Source organism: Mesorhizobium kowhaii, from assembly GCF_042431665.1.
Taxonomy (GTDB): Bacteria; Pseudomonadota; Alphaproteobacteria; order Rhizobiales; family Rhizobiaceae; genus Mesorhizobium; species Mesorhizobium kowhaii.
The window spans coordinates 490,398-509,959 of sequence record NZ_JBHLYT010000002.1 but is presented as its reverse complement, the minus strand read 5'-3'; the positions used below and the strand labels follow the sequence as shown (position 1 = coordinate 509,959).

Genomic DNA, 19,562 nt, shown 5'->3' with positions numbered 1-19,562 from the left:
CAATGATTGATGATCAGCGCTGCCGTTTTGCAGGCGAGGGTGGTTGCGGATCGCAATATTGTCTGACAATACACATAAATCCCAGAGGATGTGGAGAGCAAAATGACGAAGCGGATCATGTTCACCGGCGGCAGCGGCAAGGCCGGACGCCATGTCGTGCAGTATCTGGTGGAGCAGGGCTGCCAGGTGCTCAACATCGACACCAAGCCGCTCGACAACCCCAAGGTGCGCACGCTGATCACCGACATCACCGACAGCGGGCAGGTGTTCAACGCGCTGTCGAGCTATATAGGTTTGCATGAATTCGACCCGTCGCTGCGCCCCCAGCCGGTCGATGCCGTGGTGCATTTCGCCGCCATCCCGCGCATCATGATCACCACCGACAACGAGGTGTTCCGCATCAATGCGCTCGGCACCTACAATGTCATCGAGGCTGCAGTGAAGCTCGGCATCCGCAAGGTGGTGATCGCCTCCAGCGAAACGACCTATGGGCTGGTGTTCGCCAACGAGCCGCGTGATCCCCAGTATTTTCCGCTTGACGAGGACTATGATGTCGATCCGATGGACAGCTACGCACTGTCCAAGGTCGTCAACGAGAAGACGGCTCGCGCGTTTGCGCTGCGCAGCGGCATCGACATCTATGCGCTGCGCATCGGCAACGTCATCGAGCCGCATGAGTATTCGCTGTTTCCGAAATGGTTCGCCGACCCGGGTTTCCGCAAGCGCATCGCCTGGAGCTATGTCGACGCGCGCGACCTTGGCCAGATCACGCTGCGTGCCATCGAAAAGGACGGGCTCGGCTATCAGGTATTCAACGCCGCCAATGACGACACTTCGTCCGACCTGCCGACGGCCGAACTCTTGAAGCGGTTCTATCCGGGCGTACCGGTCAAGGCCGAACTCGGTGAATATGAGACGCTGCTGTCGAGCCGCAAGGCGCGGGACGTGCTGGGTTTTCGCCCGGAGCATAGCTGGCGCAAATACGTCACGCAGGCCTGATCCGCAGGAACAATTGGGGCTGATCTGTGCACAGCGGCCGGCTTTGCCGCCCGAGCCGCTTGCCGCGCTTGACAGCCCCTTCAATCCGGACTTTCTGGAGCCCATGCGGGACGCGAAGCCGAACAAGGAAAAATCGCCAGCGAAAGCGGCCTCCGGCGACCGTCCGGCCGGCGTTCGCCGACCTGACGCGGCGCGCATTCCAGGCTCGAGCGTCCATGCTTCGCTGGCCAGCGAGATTGGTCTGCGGATCGTGCGCGGCGACTATCCGCCCGGCACCATCCTGCCCAATGAAGCGAAATGGTCTGAGACCTTCAGCGTCAGCCGTTCGGCGGTACGCGAAGCGATCAAGATGCTGATGGCCAAGAGCCTGTTGGCGTCGCGCCCCAAGATCGGCAGCTGGGTCGAGCCGAAGGAACGCTGGAACCTGCTCGACCGCGATGTGCTGGCTTGGTACGCGACGTCACCGGATCGCGAGGTGTTCCTGAAGACCGTGCAGGAGTTCCGCCACATCATCGAGCCGGAAGCGACCGCCTTTGCCGCCATGCGGCGGACCGACGAGCAGATGGCCGAGATCAGCCAGGCCTGCCGCGAGATGGGCGAGGCGACCAGCCTGCAGGAGCGCACGCGTGCCGACACGCGTTTCCACCTGGCGATCCTGCGGGCATCCGGCAACGACCTTTTGGTGCCGCTTGGCGTGCTGATAGAATCCGCCTTCGATCATCTGTTCGCCTATACGACGCGGGAGCTGGATGATTTGCAGCATGCGCAGAAGCTGCATGAAGCGATCGAGAAGAACATCCGCCTGCAACGGCCGGATGCGGCGCGCAACGCGGTGCGCAAGTTGTTGGCCAACACCGACGGCGTCATCCGTTCGCGGTAGGCCGCTAAAGGATCGCGGCTAATTCTCCTTGTATGTCCGAAGGCGGCGCGCAGTTCGTCCTTGGCGTCCTCGAGCACTTTCTTTCGCGAAGCGGGCAGGTTCTTGCCGGAAAACTCCGCACACTGGCATCGGTTCCCATGTCCGCCCCTGGCCCTGGAGCCACGGATTTGCCCGCCGTGGCGCTGCTCTGCGCTGCGAATGCGCCGATAGTGGCGCAAACGGTAGCCGATTTTTGAGACCGCCGACAGGAAACGCCTTGACCCGAACCGACTTGAGCCGGCCGAGCCCCGGCATCGACAGCACCTATGCCTGGATGCGGCTCGCCATTTCGATGCTGCTGGCGACGATCGGCGCCGTCGGCATGTGGGCTGTTGTCGTCGTGCTGCCCGCCGTGCAGGCCGAGTTCGGCGTTGATCGCGCCGCGGCGTCCATGCCCTACACCGCGACCATGGTCGGTTTCGCCGCCGGCAACGTGCTGGTCGGCCGCGCCATCGACCGTATGGGCTACTGGATCCCGGCGCTGCTCTCCTCGATTGCGCTCGCCGCTGGCCTCCTGCTCGCGGCGCTGTCGACTTCGATCCTGCAATTCACCCTGGCTCAAGGGTTGCTGATCGGTGTCGGCACGTCAGTGATCTTCGGGCCGCTGATCGCCGATATCTCGCACTGGTTCAATCGCCGGCGCGGTGTCGCGGTGACGGCAGCGGCCGCCGGCAACTACCTTGCTGGAGCATTCTGGCCGACCATCATGCCGACGCTGATGAAGGCGGAAGGCTGGCGCTTCACCTATGCCGCAATCGGCATCTTCTGCCTGGTGACCATGGTGCCGCTGGTGCTGCTATTGCGGCGCGGTGCCCCGGCGGCGGCCGCCGGTTCGCCGGGAAGCCGGCCGGTGCAGTCGATTTCACTGTCACCGGCGGCGTTGCAGGTGCTGCTGGTCGTCGCTGGCCTCGGCTGCTGCGTGGCGATGTCGATGCCGCAGGTGCATATCGTCGCCTATTGCATGGATCTCGGCTACGGCATGGCGCACGGCGCCGACATGCTGTCGATCATGATGGCGGCCGGCGTCGTCAGCCGGCTGGCGTCCGGTTTTCTCGCCGACCGCATCGGCGGCGTGAAGACGCTGCTCATCGGCTCGGTGCTGCAATGCCTGTCGCTGCTGTTCTACATCCCCTTCGACGGGCTTGCCTCGCTTTACGTCGTGTCGTTGGTGTTCGGTCTGTCGCAAGGCGGCATCGTGCCTTGCTACGCGATCATCGTGCGCGAATACATGCCGGCCAGGGAGGCCGGCCAGCGTATCGGTATCGTCATGATGGCGACGATCTTCGGCATGGCGATCGGCGGCTGGATGTCGGGCTGGATTTACGACCTGACCGGCTCCTATGCCGCGGCATTCCTCAACGGTATCGCCTGGAATCTGCTGAACATACTGGCGATCGGGCTGTTGTTTTGGAAGGCAAGGCAACGTGCTATGGCGATGGCTTGAACGTGGAGAGTTGTTTCCTGTTGCTTGACAAGGACGAAAGGCTGCGCGACGCCAGAAGACGAGTGGGTGCGGCAAAGCGGGCCGGGTGAGATGACGACTGCAAGGACGATCGTATCGCGACCGCGCTTTGGCAGGTGCCCTTCCGAGCGAGCGGGCCCTTGATCAAGCCGCGCTCGCGCCGGGGCGGCGGCCGCCCGACGATTGCCGATGTCGCGCGCAAGGCCGGTGTCGGCGCCATCACCGTGTCGCGCGCCTTGCGCGAGCCGGAGCGCGTCTCGGAGGAACTGCGCCGCCAGATCCAGGCCGCCGTCGACGAACTCGGTTACGTGCCGGACCCGAATGCACGGGCACTGGCCTCGGCGCGCGCCGAGGTGTTCGGCGTGCTGGTGCCGTCGCTCACCAACAACGTCTTTGCCGAGGTGGTGCGCGGTATCTATGACAGCTTATCGGCCAGCCCGTTCCGCATCCAGCTCGGCAACACCCATTATTCCGGCCTCGAGGAAGAGCGGCTGCTGCAGCTGTTCGGTTCGCAGCGGCCGGCAGCGCTGATCGTCGCCGGCATCGACCAGACACCGGCGTCGCGAAAACTGCTGGAGAGCGCCGGCTGCCCGGTAGTCCAAGTCATGGAAACCGGGCTCGATCCGGTCGACATGATGGTCGGCTTTTCGCATTTCGACGGCGGCAGGACCGCGACCGAACATCTTGTCGAGGCGGGCTATCGCCGCATCGGTTTCATCGGCGCGCGCATGGACCCGCGCTCACAGCGGCGCCTGGCCGGCTATCGCGCGGCGATGGACGCCGCCGGCCTGTTCGACCCGCGCCTTGTCACCACCACGCCGGTGCCTTCGAGCGTGTCGCTCGGTCGCGAAATGCTCCGCGACGCGCTGGCCAAGGTGCCGACGCTCGACGGTGTCTTCTGCAACAATGACGACATCGCGCTCGGCGTGTTGTTCGAGTGCCATCGCGCCTCGATCGCGGTGCCGAAGACGATCGGCATCGTCGGCTTCAACGACCTCGACATGATGCAGGTGGCGTTTCCTTCGATCACCAGCATCCGCACCCACCGCTATGAGATCGGCCGACGCGCGGTCGCCATGGCGCTGGCGGCGATCGCCGGCAACAGGCCGGAACAGCGGATCGTCGATCTCGGTTTCGAACTCAAGCGCCGCGAGAGCACCGCCCGTTGAAACACACAGAAGCGACTGTGTGAATGCCGGTTTACACAGCGTCATGGTAGCGCTACCAATTGCCACTTTGGAAACTCGCGGCAAAAGCCAGAGCCTGTTTATTATATATAAGCGACAGCCAATTCTTGTTTATTATGTATAATATGATAGTTTTTGTTTCCGATTGAGAGATGGCAAAGGAGGGCAGCGGGTCAGCATTGGCGACTAAAAAGCGCGGCAGGCAAGGCGGGAGGCGTCTGGCCGAACGCGTGAAGTGCATGGCAGCCAACAACAATCAAAACTGCAACTGGGAGGAATATCGATGATCAAGTCACTCATGGGTGGCATCGTTGCCGCCACTGCATTTGTCATGCTCAACTCGGCCGCAATGGCCGCCGGCCCCGAAGTCGTGAAGGGACCAGCCGCCGAGGCGGACTGCTTCGCGCCCTGGGCCGCAGACACGCTGTTCTTCAAGTTTCCCAAGAAAGACGGCCCATACCGGATCGCGCTCGCCAATGGCTATATCGCCAACACCTGGCGCATCCAGATGATCCAGACCGCCAAGGCTTACGCAGCGCAAAAGGACGTCGCCGCCAAGCTGAAGGAATTCAAGGTGGTGTCGACCGGCGAGGATGTGCCGGCGCAGATTTCGGCGATCAACAACTTCATCGATTCCGGCTATGACGCGACTGTCGTCAACGCGCAGAATCCGACCGCTTTCGCGCCGGTCATCAAGCGCGCCAAGGAAGCCGGCGTCGTACTGGTCGCCTTCGACAACATTCTCGATACCAAGGATGCCATCAACGTCAATGTCGATCAGAAGGGCCTCGGCGAACTTTGGGGCAAATGGCTGATCAGCCATATACCCGATGGCGGCAAGATTCTTGAAGTGCGCGGCGTTGCCGGCACGTCGGTCGACACCGATCGCCACAATGGCATCCATGAGGTTCTCGACGCTTCGGGCAAGAAATGGGACGTCACCGAAGTCGCCGGCAAGTGGGACGATCCGACAGCGCAGAAGGTCACGGCTGACGCGATCGCCACCAATGGTCCGTTCGTCGGCATCACCGGCCAGGGTGGCGACACCGGCATCGTGCAGGCGATGATCGACGCCAAGCATCCGTTCGTACCGTTCGGCGGCGAAACAGAGAACGGCTTCCGCAAGTTCTGCGCGGCCCATGCAGCGGACGGGCTGAAATGCTCGTCAGCCGGTACCGGCCCGGCCCAGGTGGCGGTTGCCATCAAGACGGCGATCTCAGCACTTGAAGGCAATGTCGTCCCGCAGTCGGTCAAGCTGCCGCTCGCGATCGTCGAGGATCCGAACTTCAAGGCAGGTCAGGATTTCTTCCCCGATCAGTCCGACAATTTCTTCGTCGGTAATTCCTTCCCGACCTGCGGTATCAATTTCACCGCGCAGGAAATCATGGGCCAGACCAAGGCTGACCAGTAGGCGGCACACCCGGCGCCGCGGGATCTCCCGCGGCGCCGACCACTCCGATATCCCTAGTCGTCAATGTGCCTCGGGAGGGCCGATGGACGGTGCGGTTCCGCTCTTCCGGATGGAAGGCATATCCAAGCGCTATGGTGGTGTGCGGGCGCTGGAAAAGGCCGAGCTTTCGGTCTCATCCGGCAGCATTCACGCCATCCTCGGCGAAAACGGCGCCGGCAAATCGACGCTGATCAAGGTGATGGCGGGCGTCGTCGCGCCCGATGAAGGCCGCATGACGCTGGATGGCCGCGAGGTGACGTTCGCTTCGCCGGCTGCCGCGAACCAGGCCGGCATCGTCTGCATCTTCCAGGAGCTGTCGCTGGTTCCCGAGCTCAGCGTCGCCGACAACATCGTCATTTCCGACCCGCCGACGCGGTTCGGCATGATCGACCGCAGGGCACAACGCCGCATCGCGGAGGAAGCGTTGGCGCGCGCGGGCGCCGCAGACATCCATCCGCTGGCGCTGGTCAAGGACCTGCCGTTGTCGCGCCGCCAGATGGTCGAGATCGCCAAGGCGCTGGCACGCAAGCCGCGCATCCTGATCCTCGACGAGGCGACCTCGGCGCTGACCGCCACGGATGTCGCCAAGATTTTCGGTGTGCTGAAGCGGCTGCGCTCGGAAGGGCTGGCACTGCTCTATATCTCGCACCGCATGAACGAGATCGCCGAACTGGCCGACCAGTGCACGGTGTTTCGCAACGGCCGCAATGTCGCCAGTTACGCTGCGGGCACAAAGAGCGACAATGAAGTCGTCGAACTGATGATCGGGCGCGAATACAGCCACATCTTTCCGCCGAAGCCGGTACGCGCTTCGGCTGCCGCCGTTCCGGTGTTGGAGGCACGCCAACTTTCATGGACCGACCGGTTGGACAATGTTTCGCTGACGGTTGGAGCAGGCGAGGTGGTCGGTCTTGGCGGTCTCGATGGTCAAGGCCAGCGCGAATTGCTGCTTGCCTTCTTCGGCGTGCTGCGCGGCCTGTCCGGTCACATCTTGATCGACGGCAAGCCGGTCGCGATCGCCAGCCCTGCCGCTGCACGCCATGACGGGATCGGCATGGCGCTGATCCCGGAAGATCGCAAGACGGAAGGGTTGATGCTGCCGATGACGGTGCGCGAAAACCTCTCTTTCGCCGCGCTCGACCGGTTGTCCAAAGCCGGCATCATCGACCGCGCCGCCGAGCAGCGGCTGATCGACGACATGGTCGGCTTGCTGGCGATCAAGACGGCCGGTCTCGACATTCCGGTTGGGGCGCTGTCTGGCGGCAACCAGCAGAAGGTGGTCATCGCCAAATGGCTGATGCGCCAGCCGCGCATCATCCTGCTCAACGATCCGACGCGCGGCATCGATGTCGGCACCAAGCAGGAACTCTATCAGCTGATGCGCAAGCTCGCCGATGCGGGTGCTGCGATCCTTTTCTATTCGACCGACTATGACGAACTGATCGGCTGCTGCGACCGCGTGCTGGTGCTCTATGACGGCGCGGTCAAGCGCGAGCTGGTCGGCGCCGAGATCACCGAGCGGGCGCTGATCGCCAGCGCGCTCAACATCCATGGCGAAGAGAGCCCCGTGAGCCAAGGAGCAAACGCGTGAAAGATTGGCGTTACTGGCTGGCCGAACAGCGCGGAACGCTGCTGGCGCTCGGCATCTTCGTCGTCATGTTCGTGATCTACACCTCGAACCATCCGGCGGGCTTCACCGCCAACGTCGTGCAAACGGCCTCGAACAAGGGCGTGCTGCTGGCCTTCGTCGCCATGGCGCAGACGCTGGTGGTGATCACCGCCGGCATCGACCTTTCCGTCGGCATGATCTTCACGCTGACCAATTGCCTCGCCTCGTGGCTGGTGATTGGCACCGGCATCGAGACCGCCTTCGGGGTTATTGCTGTGCTCGGCACCGGGCTGCTGTGCGGCGCGATCAACGGCGCCATTGTGATTTACGGGCGGCTGCAGCCGATCGTCGCCACCATCGCCACCGGCGCGGTCTACTTCGGCATCGCGCTGCTGCTCAGGCCATTCCCCGGTGGCTCGGTCAACGAGGACCTCGCCGACGCGCTGACCGGGCGCCTGTTCGGCGTGGTGCCGGCCAGCCTGATCGTGTTGCTCGCCGTGGTGCTGATCGTCTGGGTGCCGTTCAGCCGCTCGGTGCTCGGTCGTGCGGCTTACGCAGCCGGCTCGTCGGAGATGGCGGCCTACATGTCCGGCGTGCCGATCCGTCGTGGAAAATTCGCCGCCTACGCACTGGCAGGGCTGCTTGCCGCGGTCGGCGGGCTGTTCCTGACCTTCTTCACCTATACCGGCGATGCCGCCTATGCCAGCGGCAACGCCTATACGCTGTTCTCGATCGCCGCCGTCGTGCTCGGCGGCGTTTCGCTGTTCGGCGGCAAGGGCAGCGCCATCGGCGCGATCTTCGGGGCGCTGGCCTTCCGCACTATCGGTGACCTGCTCTTCGTCTTCGATTTCGATCCGCTCTGGCAACCGTTGTTCCAGGGCGTTATCCTGCTGATCGCCGTCAGCCTCGGCGCCTTCGCCCTGTTCAGGGTCCGCAACCGGCTGGAGTGGTTCCTGTGAGCGAAACGACCATCGGTGGTATTGCTGGGCGCATGCCGAAATTCATCCGCCGCGCCGACCCGGCGGTGCTCACGGCCTTTGCCTGCATCGTGCTGCTGCTGTTCCTCGGCAGCCTCTACTCCAGAAGCTTCCTGTCGCCGGAATATCTGCTGCAGCAACTCAAGGTGGCTTCGTTTCTGGGCGTCATCGCCACCGGCATGATGCTGGTCATCCTGCTTGGCCAGATCGACCTGTCGGTGCCATGGTCGGTGGCAGTGGGTGCCATGATGGCCAGTGCGGTGGCCGCCTTCGGGCCGGCTGGCGTCGCGTTGGCGATCCCCTTCGGCATTTTCTGCGGCGTCGCGATCGGCGTGGTCAACGGCATCGGTGTCGCCTATCTGCGCATCCCCTCGATGATCATCACGCTGGCCACCAACGCCGTCGCGCAAGGGCTGATGGTGGTCTACACCGGCGGCTTCTCGCCACAGGATTCGTCGACCGGCGCGATGCGCTATCTGGCGACCGGCTTCGCCATTCCAGGCGTGCCCAACGCGGTCATCATCTGGGCGCTGATCGGCGCGGCGATGGTCTTCGTGCTGACCCGCACCAGCTTCGGCCGCGCCGTCTACGGCATCGGCAACCGCGAGCGCGCTGCCTATCTCTCCGGCATCGACACGCGGCGCGTGGTGATGATCGCCTTTGCCATCTCCGGGGGGCTTTCGGCCTTCGGCGGCGTGCTTCTGGCCGGCTATGCCTCCAAGGCGGCGCAATCGATGGGCGATGCTTATCTGTTACCGTCGATCGCCGCGGTGGTGCTTGGCGGCACCTCGATCCTGGGCGGACGCGGCTCCTATCTCGGCACCGTCGCCGGCGTCATCCTGATCACGCTGCTGCAATCCATCCTGTCGGTCATGCAGATGCCGGAGGCGGGGCGGCAGATCGTCTATGGCGTCGTCATTGTTGCCATGCTGTTGCTCTACGGCCGCGCGCCGGCAAGCCGCTGACAGTGGACGAAAAGGCAGCACAGGCGCCAACGGGCGCTCCCGGTTCGGTGCCGGCCATTGTGGTGATGGGCGTCGCCGGCTGCGGCAAGTCGGCCGTCGGCATCGCGCTGGCCGCCGCACTGGGCGTTACCTTTATCGAGGGCGACCGGCTGCATCCTCCCGAAAACGTCGCGCGCATGGCCAGCGGCGAGCCGCTCACCGATAAACTGCGCGAAGGCTGGCTTGACGCGATCGGCGAAGGCATCGCGGCGTCGGCGGAGCAGGGACAAGGGGTGGTCGCCGCCTGCTCGGCGCTGAAGCGCAGCTATCGCGAGCGGCTGAGCGGCTTCTGCTCGGAGATCGTCTTCCTCTATCTGGAGATCGACCCTGCCACTGCCAGGCGGCGTGTCCGCAGCCGTAAGGGCCATTTCATGCCGGCAAGCCTGGTCGACAGCCAGTTCGCCATCCTCGAGCCGCCGGCGGCGGATGAGCGGGCATTGACGCTCGATGCGACGCGCCCGGTCGGCGAACTTGTCGCTGCAGCGGTTCGTCAGATGCGCTAAATCTGCGACGTCAGCTCGACCGGAAAATCATCATTGTCGGCATCGCGCATGGCGGCGAGGCTGCGATTGTCCAGCACTTCGGCAATCGCCTGCCGCACCTCCAGCATCATGTGCCGGACCTGGCAGGTCGCCTCGTCACAGTCCTCGCAGCGCTGATATTGCGTGCGGCTGGCGCAGGGGATCGGCGCCAGCGGTCCGTCAAGCACGCGCACGACATGGCCGATCTTGATTTCGGAGGCCGGCCGGGCGAGGCGATAGCCGCCTTCCTTGCCCTTGCGGCTCTGGACGAAGCCGGCATTGCGCAACTCGCCCAGGATGGCATCGAGGAATTTCTTCGGGATGTTGTTGGCAACCGCGATGTCGTTGACAAAGGCCAGTTGGCCGGCCGGCAGGCCGGACAGATGCACGAGGGCCTTGAGGCCGTATTTGCCTTTTTTTGTCAGCATGCCCAGATCAACCCATTGAAGCCCCAGCCACCCGCATCTGGCGACTGTTTGTGTGCAAATAATGACGTTTTCGCCGCGCGATGACGTTTCGCGAAAACAAGCCGCCAGATGGCACGTTAGGCACAAACGCGTTGATTCTTTGTAACGTTTTGCATGGATGACGCCGATAGAGCCTGTTCCATCCGGGTGAAATCGGGATGGGGCTCTTATCTCTTGCCCTGAGCATGATCTTCTCCGAAAACCGGATTCCACTTTTCGGGATCATGCTTTGGTTCGCTGAAAACCGGATTGCCGGCGCACGAAACGAAAAGGCCGGCAAGGCGCCGGCTTTCTCGCTCACCTCGGATGTTGCCGCTGTCAGCGGCTGCCGTAGGTCTGGTCGAGCAGGCCGCCGGCGGCGAAATGCTCCTTCTGCACCTTGTCCCAGCCGCCGAAGACGTCGTCCACCGTCAGCAGGCGGACATCGGGAAACTGAGCCTTGTATTTGGCGGCAACAGCCGCGTCGCGGACGCGGTTGCCGTTCTGGGCGAGGATGTCCTGACCTTCAGGCGTGTAGAGGAAGGCGAGATAGGTCTTGGCCAGATCGCGCGTGCCATGCTCGTCGGCGACCTTGTCGACGATCGCCACCGGGAATTCGGCGAGCAGGCTGACCGAGGGCGTGACCTGCTCGAACTTGTCGTCGCCATATTCCTTGCGGATGCCGCGCGTCTCGGACTCGAAGGTGATCAGCACGTCGCCGATCTCGCGCTGCACGAAGGTGGTGGTCGCGGCGCGGCCGCCGGTATCGAAGATCGGCACGTTGTTGAACAGCTTGGTGATGAATTCCTTCACCTTGGCGTCGTCGCCCTTGAAGGCTTCCTTGGCGTAGGCGGTGGCCGCCAGATAGGTGTAGCGCGCATTGCCCGAGGTTTTCGGGTTGGGGAAGATCACCTGCACGTCGTCGCGCACGAGATCGTTCCAGTCCTTGATGTGCTTGGGGTTGCCGGCGCGCACCAGGAAGGATGGCAGCGAATAGAAGGGCGAGGCGTTGTTGGGAAAATCCTTCTGCCAGTCGGCCGAAACGAGGCCCTTCTTGACCAGGAAATCGATGTCGGTGACCTGGTTGAAGGTGACGACATCGGCGCCAAGGCCTTCGGCGATGGCGCGCGCCTGCGCCGAGGTGCCGGCATGCGACTGGTCGACGGTGACGCCGGGATGCCCTGCGATGAAAGCCTTGTTGACCTGGACGAACAATTCGCGGCCGACATCATAGGAAGCGTTGAGCAGTTTGTCGGCCGACCAGGCTTGGGAGGATGCGAGGAACAGGCCGGCGACGGCGACGACGCCAAGGAAAAATCGCTTCATGGAAACAGGGCTCCGATGCAATGCGTTTATGGCCGGACCATAGCCGTGGCGCATGGTGCGCGACGAGGCACGCGCAGCGGCTCCAAGCCCTTGCCGCGAGAAAAGGTATCCTCAAAACGACCGGCTGTTAGGATCTCCTTCCAGGCATGAGTCTTTTCGATGCCCCAGCCGACACAATGACGCTGCGTGCGCGCACAATCCTTCGCGGACCGATGGGCAGGCGGTGGATCAGGCGGCCGGGAAAAGCTTCCACCGACCGGGGCGGAAGGCCACCCGGCTTTTCTGTGCTGCGGGGTGATCGACCGGCAGTTCGATTTCGACCCGCTGGCGCTCGCCGCCGATCTCAAGCTCCACCCGCCGCGTGCCGGCGACGCGCCGGCTGGCGGCGACCGTGCCGGCGATGCAGCCACTGCAGCCGTCCAGCAACTCGACATCGTGCGGGCGGAAGAACAGCGTCGCATCGCCCGAGGGCTCGTGGGGCGCGGAAAGTCCGATCGGACGGTCGGCGAGCCAGATCTCGCCATTCTCGACCTTGACGGGAAGCGAGCTCGATTCACCGATAAAGCCGTAGACGAAGGGCGAGTTCGGCGTGTCGTAGATATCGTCGGCGGTGCCGACCTGCTCGATGCGGCCCTGGCTCATCACCACGACGCGGTCGGCAAGCTCCAGCGCCTCTTCCTGGTCGTGGGTGACGAAGACGGTGGTGTGGCCGGTGGCGTCATGGATTTCGCGCAGCCAGCGGCGCAATTCCCGGCGCACCTGTGCGTCGAGCGCGCCGAAGGGCTCGTCGAGCAGCAGCACCTTGGGTTCGATCGCCATGGCGCGCGCCAGCGCCACGCGCTGGCGCTGGCCACCGGAGAGCTGTGCCGGATAACGCTTCTCCAGCCCCGAAAGCTGGACGAGGTCGAGCAGTTCGGAAGCGCGGCGGCGGATCTCCTGCACCGGCGGGCGCGACGGCCCGTGCCGGACCTTGAGGCCGAAACCGATATTGTCGGCGACCGTCATGTGCCGGAACAGCGCATAGTGCTGGAAGACGAAGCCAACATTGCGCTCCTGGATCGACTTCTGCGAGGCGTCCTCGTCGCCGAAGAAGATTTTTCCCCGTGTCGGCCGCTCCAGCCCGGCGATCAGCCTGAGCAGGGTCGTCTTGCCGGAACCGGACGGCCCCAGCAGCGCGATCAGTTCGCCCGACTTGATATCGAGTGACACGTCATGCAGCGCCGGAAACCGGTCAAACTCCTTGCGCACGTTGGCAACGCGAACTTCCATGCAAACCCCTTTTTTGTCGATGCATGTCGTTATCCCAAAACCGGTATCCCACTTTTGGGCGATATGCATTCAGTGTCCGCGCGTCGCGGCGATCTCGGCGCCGTAGCGCATCTCGAGAAGTGTTTTCAAGACCAGCGTGACGAGCGCCAGGCCCGCAAGCAATGAAGCGACGGCAAAGGCGCCGACGGCGTTGTACTCGTTATAGAGGATTTCGACATGCAGCGGCATGGTGTTGGTCAGGCCGCGTATGTGACCCGACACCACCGAAACCGCGCCGAACTCGCCCATGGCACGTGCATTGCACAGAAGCACGCCGTAGAGCAGCCCCCATTTGACGTTGGGCAATGTCACATACCAGAAGGTCTGCCAGCCATTGGCGCCAAGCGACAGGGCTGCCTCCTCGTCGCCATTGCCCTGTTCCTGCATCAGCGGGATCAGTTCGCGGGCGACGAAGGGGAAGGTGACGAAGACGGTGGCCAGCACGATGCCCGGCACGGCAAACAGGATGGCGATGCCATGCGCCTTCAGCCAGCCGCCGAGAAGCCCCTGGGCGCCGAACAGAAGCACATAGACCAGACCTGATATGACCGGCGAGACCGAGAAGGGCAGGTCGATCAGCGTGGTCAGGAAGGCCTTGCCCTTGAACTCGAACTTGGCGATCGCCCAGGCGGCGGAGATGCCGAAGACGATGTTGAGCGGCACCGAGATCGCGGCGACAAGCAGCGTCAGCCGGATCGCCGAGCGCGCGTCGGGATCGCTCAGCGATTGCGTATAGGCGCCGACGCCTTTCGCCAGCGCTTCGTTGAAGACGATGATCAGCGGCAACAGCAGGAAGATGCCGAGGAAGGCGAAGGCGATAGTCATCAGCGCCACGCGCGCCGGGCGGCTCTCCGTGACGGCCGCCGACTGGCTCTCGTGGTACGGTTCGTAGGATTTGATCTCGGGGTCAGCCATAGCGTTTGCGGCTCCATGTCTGCACGAGATTGACGACCAGCAGCATGACGAACGACAAAGCGAGCATGATCGCCGCGATCGCGGTCGCCGCCGGATAATTGTATTCCTCCAGCCGAATGACGATCAGCAGCGGTGCGATCTCGGATTTGTAGGGCAGGTTGCCGGCGATGAAGATGACCGAGCCGTATTCGCCGACGCCGCGTGCGAAGGCGAGCGCGAAGCCGGTGACGATGGCCGGCGCCAGGCCCGGAAACAGAATACGGGTGATGATCTGGAAGCGGTTGGCGCCGAGCGTGGCGGCGGCTTCCTCAACCTCCTTGTCGATCTCCTCCATGATCGGCTGCACGGTTCGCACGACGAAGGGCAGGCCGATGAAGATCAGCGCGATGACGATGCCGAGCGGCGTATAGGCGACCTTGATGCCGAGCGGCATCAGCAATTTTCCGATCCAGCCGTTCGGCGCATAGAGTGTCGTCAGCGCGATGCCGGCCACCGCCGTCGGCAGCGCGAAGGGCAGGTCGACCATGGCATCGACGATGCGGCGGCCGGGAAAGCGGTAACGCACCAGCACCCAGGCGACCAGCGTGCCGAACACGACATTGACGGCAGCCGCGATGAAGGCGGTGCCGAAGCTGATTTCAAGCGCGTTGATGGTGCGGCGATCGGTGGCGATGGCCCAGAATTCAGGCCAGCCAAGGGCGGCCGAGCGCCAGAGCAGCCCGGACAGCGGGATGAGGATGATGAGGGTGAGGTAGGCAAGCGAGAAGCCGAGCGTCAGTCCGAAACCCGGAATGACACTCGGCTGCCTGAATCGCCACCCCGCCTGCGCGGGTGCTGTGGTCATATCGTCCTGATCTAGATCTAGCTCACTGGGCCGGCTTGTAGATCTGGTCGAATATACCACCGTCGCCGAAATGATAAGGCTGTGCTTTCTTCCAGCCGCCAAAAAGCGGATCGTCGATGGAGATCAGCTTGATTTCAGGTGTTTTGGGGAGGTCCTCCGGCGCCACAAGGTCGGGCTTGGCCGGACGATAGTGGTTCTTGGCGATGATCGTCTGCCCTTCCTTGGAATAGAGCCAGCCCAGATAGGCTTCCGCCACCTTGCGCGTGCCCTTGGCGTCGACATTGGCGTCGACAATTGCCACCGGCGGCTCGGCCAGGATCGATGTCGGCGGGTAGACGATGTCGAAATTGTCGGCGCCGAATTCGTCGAGTGCCAGATAGGCATCGTTTTCCCAGGCGATCAGCACGTCGCCGATGCCCTTTTGTGCGAAGGTCACGGTCGAGCCGCGCGCGCCGGTGTCGAGCACCGGGGCGTTGGCGTAAAGCTTGCCGACGAACTCCTTGGTCTTGGCCTCGTCGCCGCCATCATTGGCGTTGGCGTAGGCCCAGGCGGCGAGATAGTTCCAACGCGCGCCGCCGGAGGTCTTGGGGTTGGGCGTGATCACCTGTGTGCCGTCCTTGACGAGGTCGTTCCAGTCGTGAATGCCCTTGGGATTGCCCTTGCGGACGAGAAAGATGATCGTCGAGGTGTAAGGCGCTGAATTGTTTTCGAATTTGGTGCGCCAGTCGGGATTGATCTTCTTTGATTTCGAGACGATGGCGTTGATGTCGCCTTCGAGCGCCAGCGTCACCACATCGGCGTCGAGGCCGTCGATCACGGCGCGGGCCTGGGCGCCCGATCCGCCATGCGACTGCTGGATGGTGACCGTTTCGCCGGTCTCGGCCTTCCAATGTGCCGCGAAAGCTTCGTCATAGGCCTTGTAGAGCTCGCGTGTCGGATCATAGGACACGTTGAGAATGGTGGTATCGGCAAACGCGAAACCGAGCGTGCCGAACTGGACAGATGTGGCGACCAGTGCGCCGAGCAGTTTCCTGAAATGAGGTTTGGTCATTTCTGCCTCCGTTGAACTCGTGCCAAATCTACTGAAATGATAGAAATTAGATGCATTCAATCTTGCCTTTTTTGCCCCTTTGAAGAAAATTCTCGACGACATTTCGCTCTGCGGAGAAATTTCTTCCTCATGGCTGGACTGGGCGAACGCCGAGCCTGCCTGATGTTTCATCTAGGCTTGGGGCCGGCCGGGACAAGGACTTCGCCGGCGAGGGGCGATTCGCTCAGCCTTCGCTGTCGATGGTGATCAGCGAGGCCATGTTCGGGCTGTTGAGCGGGACCGACGAGGGACAGCGACAGCCCGCAATGACGGCGACGTCGAACAACTCGGTGATGTGTCCCTTCAACTCGATCCACTCGGCTATGCCGCCGGTGTGCAGGTCGATGATGTAGAGCGCGCAGCGCGGCTCGGCGTCGCGCGTCTGCAGGTTGGCCTGCAGTGGCAGGTCCTTGAAGAGGCCATCGCGGGGCAGGGACGTGGTGACGATGGCAAAGCGGCCATGAAGGCTCAGGCCGCGCAGGAAGCCGGGGCAGAAGGCGATGTTCTGCTTTTCCTTCGTGCTGGGATCGATGCGGACCAGGAAGCCGCGGCCGGAATCGAGCACCCACAGCGCGCCGTCATGGACGCGCGGCGAATGTGGCATCGACAAATCGTCGACCACCACCGGCTTGGGCGCCTCACTCGGCGGTGATTGGAAAATCGAAACGCTGCTTGGCGAAAGGTTCGTGTTCCAGCGTAAAGTGCCGCCATTCGCGGGCATAGTTTTTGAAGCCGGCGGCGCGCATGGCATCGAGAAGCATCCTGCGGTTTGCCGCCACCTCGCCGGCGAGCCCGCGGTGGGCAGTTTCGCTCATCGGGTCAAAGCAGTCGAAGCCGCTGCCGAAATCGAGCGTGTCGGCATCGACAGCGCCGCAGGCCGGTTTCGGCGCGGATATGCCGTCGGTTCGCGCGATGGCGACATCGACCGTCGAGCCGCGAGAATGGCTGGACAGTTCACCGACATAGCCGTTGGCGATGAGGTCGCCACGCTTGACCCGCGGATACCATTGCGGATCAGGTGGCCCACCCTCTCGCGTCCATTGCCCCATGTCGGCGACGGCACGGGCAGGTCGGTAGCAATCGAACACGACCAGGGTCAGGCCTTTGGCGGCAATTGCCTTCTGGATGCCGGAGAGCGCCCTGGCGGCCTGCTCGGTGAGTATGCAGACCGGCGCCTCATAGCCATTGGCTTTGCGATGGAGGAAATTGCCCGATCCGGCGTAACGGATGTCCTGGCGGATCGAGGGGTCGATATCGGTGAGGCGAACAAAGCCGGCGGGCAGGGTGTCGGCATGGGCCGGCAGAGCGAAAGCCGCGACCGTCAGCGCGCAAAAGCCAATGCGCTGAATCGCCTGGCGCATTCTATGCAAGGAACGCTTTCACTCGACGAACACCTTTACGCTGGCCGCACGTCCAGCGGCGTCGATGACGGTCAGCGTCGAGTAGCCGGCGCCGTCCGGTTGCCACGTCGCGGTTCGGCGGCGGTCGATGCCGATGAGCGGCTTGCCGTTGGCTAGCCAGCGGAACGGCGCGCGGCCGCCTTGCAGCTTCAGCACCAGCGGCGAGGCATCAGCAGAGTTGGTGCCGAGGTCGACGCGGGCGCCGTCCGGCGGAAAGATGATGGTCGGCGCGGGTTCGGTCGGCGTCGCCTGCACCAGGCCGTCCGAACCGGCGCCGAAGCGGGCGAGCGTCACCGGCAGGTCCTCGCGTTTGGGGCTGAAGACGCCGGGGGGCTTGCCCGGCAACGGCACGGTGACCAGACCCGAACGGACAAAGCCCTCGAACAGGATCGGGGCGGCCGAGACATAGCCGGAGAGGCCAGGCACCGCGCCGGCGTCGGGACGGCCGACCCAGACGCCCAGCACATAACGGCCGTCGAAGCCGACCGACCAGGCGTCGCGGTAGCCATAGGAGGTGCCGGTCTTGTAGGCGATGCCGCGTTGCAAGGCGCCCTCGGGCGGCTTGACGCCCGACAAGATGTCGATGATCTGCCAGTTCGCCCGACCGTCGAGGATAGTGGCGGTGGTGCGCTCGGCATTGGCCGGCTCGGTGCCGTCATGCAGAGTGTGCGTCTTGCCGCCATTGGCGAGCCCCGTGTAGAGCTGGACGAGATCGCGCAGCGTAATCCCAACGCCGCCGAGGCCGATGGCCAGGCCCGGCGCCTCGTTGACCGGCAGCGTGGGGCTCACACCGGCCTGACGAAAGCGCGCCATCAGCCGCGTTGGTCCGACCGCGTCGAGCACGCGGATCGCCGGCACGTTGAGCGACAGCTGCAGCGCCTGGCGGATGCTGACGTCGCCCTGGTAGCCCATGTCGAAATTCTTCGGCCGGTAGCCGGAGAAATCGACCGGGCTGTCATCGATCAGCGTTTCCTGTGCCACCAGCCCCTGTTCGAAGGCAAGCCCATAGATGAACGGCTTCAGCGTCGAGCCGGGCGAGCGGACGATCTTGGTCATGTCGATCCAGCCGGAGCGGCTGGCATCGAAGAAATTGGCCGAGCCGACTTCGCCAAGAATGTCGCCGGTGCGGGCGTCGGCCAGCACCATGGCGACGGACAGGCGGGGCCCAAGCTTGGTGGCGGCATCCCTGGCCACCTGCTCCAGCCCTTCCTGGACGCTCTTGCGGATCGTCAGCTGCAAGGGCTGGCCGGGCACCGCCTTGGGCAGCATCGCATAGGCGGCGTGGGCGGCGAGCGTCGGCAAGGTGCGGCGCAGACCCGACACATCGTCGAGGGCGGCACGCGCGGCCTCGCGCTCGCCGAGCAGGCCGGAGGAGACCATGCGGGTCAGTACCCGGTCGCGCGCGGCGTGGGCGATCTGCAGGTTGCGGTCGGGCCGGCGCTTTTCCGGCAGTTGCGGCAAGGCAACGAGCAGGGCGGCTTCGGAAACGGTGAGCCGCTTCGGCTCCTTGCCGAAATAGGCGAGCGAGGCGGCGCGGACACCTTCCAGATTGCCGCCATAGGGCGCCAGCGTCAAATAGCGTTCGAGGATCTCGCGCTTGGACAGCCGGCGCTCGATCTGGATGGCGCGCAGCATCTGCTTGATCTTGGAACCGAGGCTGCGGCTTTCGCGCGGCTCGATCAGCCGGGCGAGCTGCATCGACAGGGTCGAGCCGCCGGAGACGATATGGCCGCTGGTGGCGAACTGGCCGGCGGCGCGGGCCAGCGCCAGCACGTCGACGCCCTCATGGTCCCAGAAGCGCTTGTCCTCATAGGTGACCAGCATGTCGACGAACTGCTTGTCGACCTGGTCGAGGCGGGTTTCGAGCCGCCAATAGCCGTCAGGCGTGGCAAAGGCGCGCAACAGCTGGCCGTCGCGGTCCTGAACTTCCGTCGAGACCGTGAGTTCGGCCGGCAGCGGCGGCGGAAAGGCGCGATCGAGTTCCCAGAGGCTAGCGACGGAAAGGGCAAGGATGCCGGCGCAGGATGCTGCGGTGATGGCTGCGCGGCGCAGGAATTTTTTCGAGAGCATGGCGCTGCCCCTCATCCGCCTGCCGGCACCTTCTC

18 protein-coding genes are annotated in these 19,562 nt (G+C 63.8%); 9 read left to right on the top strand and 9 right to left on the bottom strand.

The features are described from left to right. The first annotated feature begins 102 nt into the window (after window positions 1–102). The 9 genes from ACFFNA_RS03135 to ACFFNA_RS03095 all read left to right on the top strand — a co-directional run bounded on the left by ACFFNA_RS03135 (window position 103) and on the right by ACFFNA_RS03095 (window position 10,110). Complete coding sequence (locus ACFFNA_RS03135) at window positions 103–999, top strand: NAD-dependent epimerase/dehydratase family protein (protein WP_378915504.1); 897 nt, start codon at window positions 103–105, stop codon at window positions 997–999. A 103-nt stretch (window positions 1,000–1,102) separates the two neighbouring features. Next, on the top strand, window positions 1,103–1,879 hold the full coding sequence (locus ACFFNA_RS03130; RefSeq protein ID WP_111543824.1) for a FadR/GntR family transcriptional regulator: 777 nt from the start codon (window positions 1,103–1,105) through the stop codon (window positions 1,877–1,879). 256 nt (window positions 1,880–2,135) lie between these two features. Beyond that, complete coding sequence (locus tag ACFFNA_RS03125) at window positions 2,136–3,362, top strand: MFS transporter (RefSeq protein WP_378915502.1); 1,227 nt, start codon at window positions 2,136–2,138, stop codon at window positions 3,360–3,362. Window positions 3,363–3,520: 158 nt separating this feature from the next. Continuing rightward, entirely contained in the window at window positions 3,521–4,549 is a 1,029-nt protein-coding gene (gene gntR / locus ACFFNA_RS03120) for an HTH-type transcriptional regulator GntR (RefSeq protein ID WP_378915500.1), read from the top strand. Window positions 4,550–4,850: 301 nt separating this feature from the next. Continuing rightward, complete coding sequence (locus tag ACFFNA_RS03115; protein WP_378915498.1) at window positions 4,851–5,978, top strand: sugar ABC transporter substrate-binding protein; 1,128 nt, start codon at window positions 4,851–4,853, stop codon at window positions 5,976–5,978. 82 nt (window positions 5,979–6,060) lie between these two features. After that, window positions 6,061–7,608, top strand: a complete 1,548-nt coding sequence (locus ACFFNA_RS03110) for a sugar ABC transporter ATP-binding protein (protein ID WP_378915496.1) — start codon at window positions 6,061–6,063, stop codon at window positions 7,606–7,608. Continuing rightward, window positions 7,605–8,585, top strand: a complete 981-nt coding sequence (locus ACFFNA_RS03105; RefSeq protein WP_378915494.1) for an ABC transporter permease — start codon at window positions 7,605–7,607, stop codon at window positions 8,583–8,585. The genes ACFFNA_RS03110 and ACFFNA_RS03105 overlap by 4 nt, the downstream gene beginning before the upstream one ends. Then, a complete protein-coding gene (locus ACFFNA_RS03100) occupies window positions 8,582–9,568 on the top strand; it encodes an ABC transporter permease (RefSeq protein ID WP_111543573.1) in 987 nt (328 codons plus the stop codon). The genes ACFFNA_RS03105 and ACFFNA_RS03100 overlap by 4 nt, the downstream gene beginning before the upstream one ends. A gap of 2 nt (window positions 9,569–9,570) precedes the next feature. Continuing rightward, a complete protein-coding gene (locus tag ACFFNA_RS03095) occupies window positions 9,571–10,110 on the top strand; it encodes a gluconokinase (RefSeq protein WP_378915491.1) in 540 nt (179 codons plus the stop codon). Here ACFFNA_RS03095 and ACFFNA_RS03090 read toward each other — a convergent pair. From ACFFNA_RS03090 to pbpC, 9 genes are all read right to left on the bottom strand, one after another. Then, window positions 10,107–10,556 (bottom strand): RrF2 family transcriptional regulator, encoded by a 450-nt coding sequence (locus ACFFNA_RS03090; RefSeq protein WP_013530871.1) that lies wholly within the window; start codon window positions 10,554–10,556, stop codon window positions 10,107–10,109. The two genes, ACFFNA_RS03095 and ACFFNA_RS03090, sit on opposite strands and share 4 nt — an antisense overlap. 357 nt (window positions 10,557–10,913) lie before the next feature. Continuing rightward, window positions 10,914–11,900, bottom strand: a complete 987-nt coding sequence (locus tag ACFFNA_RS03085) for a sulfate ABC transporter substrate-binding protein (protein WP_378915486.1) — start codon at window positions 11,898–11,900, stop codon at window positions 10,914–10,916. 228 nt (window positions 11,901–12,128) lie between these two features. Beyond that, window positions 12,129–13,169 carry a sulfate/molybdate ABC transporter ATP-binding protein gene (locus tag ACFFNA_RS03080; protein WP_111543576.1) on the bottom strand — a complete coding sequence of 347 codons (1,041 nt, stop codon included), beginning with the start codon at window positions 13,167–13,169 and terminating at the stop codon, window positions 12,129–12,131. Window positions 13,170–13,238: 69 nt separating this feature from the next. Further along, entirely contained in the window at window positions 13,239–14,123 is an 885-nt protein-coding gene (gene cysW / locus ACFFNA_RS03075; RefSeq protein ID WP_111543577.1) for a sulfate ABC transporter permease subunit CysW, read from the bottom strand. After that, window positions 14,116–14,967, bottom strand: a complete 852-nt coding sequence (gene cysT, locus ACFFNA_RS03070) for a sulfate ABC transporter permease subunit CysT (protein ID WP_111543578.1) — start codon at window positions 14,965–14,967, stop codon at window positions 14,116–14,118. Before cysT ends, cysW begins: the two co-directional genes overlap by 8 nt. Before the next feature lie 22 nt (window positions 14,968–14,989). Further along, window positions 14,990–16,018, bottom strand: a complete 1,029-nt coding sequence (locus tag ACFFNA_RS03065) for a sulfate ABC transporter substrate-binding protein (RefSeq protein WP_111543579.1) — start codon at window positions 16,016–16,018, stop codon at window positions 14,990–14,992. 223 nt (window positions 16,019–16,241) lie between these two features. After that, window positions 16,242–16,778 carry a DUF4915 domain-containing protein gene (locus tag ACFFNA_RS03060; protein ID WP_378915483.1) on the bottom strand — a complete coding sequence of 179 codons (537 nt, stop codon included), beginning with the start codon at window positions 16,776–16,778 and terminating at the stop codon, window positions 16,242–16,244. Next, entirely contained in the window at window positions 16,696–17,418 is a 723-nt protein-coding gene (locus ACFFNA_RS03055) for a M15 family metallopeptidase (protein ID WP_378915481.1), read from the bottom strand. Before ACFFNA_RS03055 ends, ACFFNA_RS03060 begins: the two co-directional genes overlap by 83 nt. A gap of 18 nt (window positions 17,419–17,436) precedes the next feature. Beyond that, window positions 17,437–19,527, bottom strand: a complete 2,091-nt coding sequence (gene pbpC, locus ACFFNA_RS03050) for a penicillin-binding protein 1C (protein WP_378915479.1) — start codon at window positions 19,525–19,527, stop codon at window positions 17,437–17,439. Window positions 19,528–19,562 lie beyond the last annotated feature (35 nt).

Coding starts and splice junctions, on each gene's coding strand:
- ACFFNA_RS03135 (WP_378915504.1), top strand. CDS start 103: ATGACGAAGCGGATCATGTTCACCGGCGGCAGCGGCAAGGCCGGACGC.
- ACFFNA_RS03060 (WP_378915483.1), bottom strand. CDS start 16,778: ATGCCCGCGAATGGCGGCACTTTACGCTGGAACACGAACCTTTCGCCA.
- ACFFNA_RS03130 (WP_111543824.1), top strand. CDS start 1,103: ATGCGGGACGCGAAGCCGAACAAGGAAAAATCGCCAGCGAAAGCGGCC.
- cysT (WP_111543578.1), bottom strand. CDS start 14,967: ATGACCACAGCACCCGCGCAGGCGGGGTGGCGATTCAGGCAGCCGAGT.
- ACFFNA_RS03090 (WP_013530871.1), bottom strand. CDS start 10,556: ATGCTGACAAAAAAAGGCAAATACGGCCTCAAGGCCCTCGTGCATCTG.
- ACFFNA_RS03080 (WP_111543576.1), bottom strand. CDS start 13,169: ATGGAAGTTCGCGTTGCCAACGTGCGCAAGGAGTTTGACCGGTTTCCG.
- cysW (WP_111543577.1), bottom strand. CDS start 14,123: ATGGCTGACCCCGAGATCAAATCCTACGAACCGTACCACGAGAGCCAG.
- ACFFNA_RS03115 (WP_378915498.1), top strand. CDS start 4,851: ATGATCAAGTCACTCATGGGTGGCATCGTTGCCGCCACTGCATTTGTC.
- ACFFNA_RS03085 (WP_378915486.1), bottom strand. CDS start 11,900: ATGAAGCGATTTTTCCTTGGCGTCGTCGCCGTCGCCGGCCTGTTCCTC.
- ACFFNA_RS03055 (WP_378915481.1), bottom strand. CDS start 17,418: ATGCGCCAGGCGATTCAGCGCATTGGCTTTTGCGCGCTGACGGTCGCG.
- pbpC (WP_378915479.1), bottom strand. CDS start 19,527: ATGCTCTCGAAAAAATTCCTGCGCCGCGCAGCCATCACCGCAGCATCC.
- ACFFNA_RS03110 (WP_378915496.1), top strand. CDS start 6,061: ATGGACGGTGCGGTTCCGCTCTTCCGGATGGAAGGCATATCCAAGCGC.
- ACFFNA_RS03065 (WP_111543579.1), bottom strand. CDS start 16,018: ATGACCAAACCTCATTTCAGGAAACTGCTCGGCGCACTGGTCGCCACA.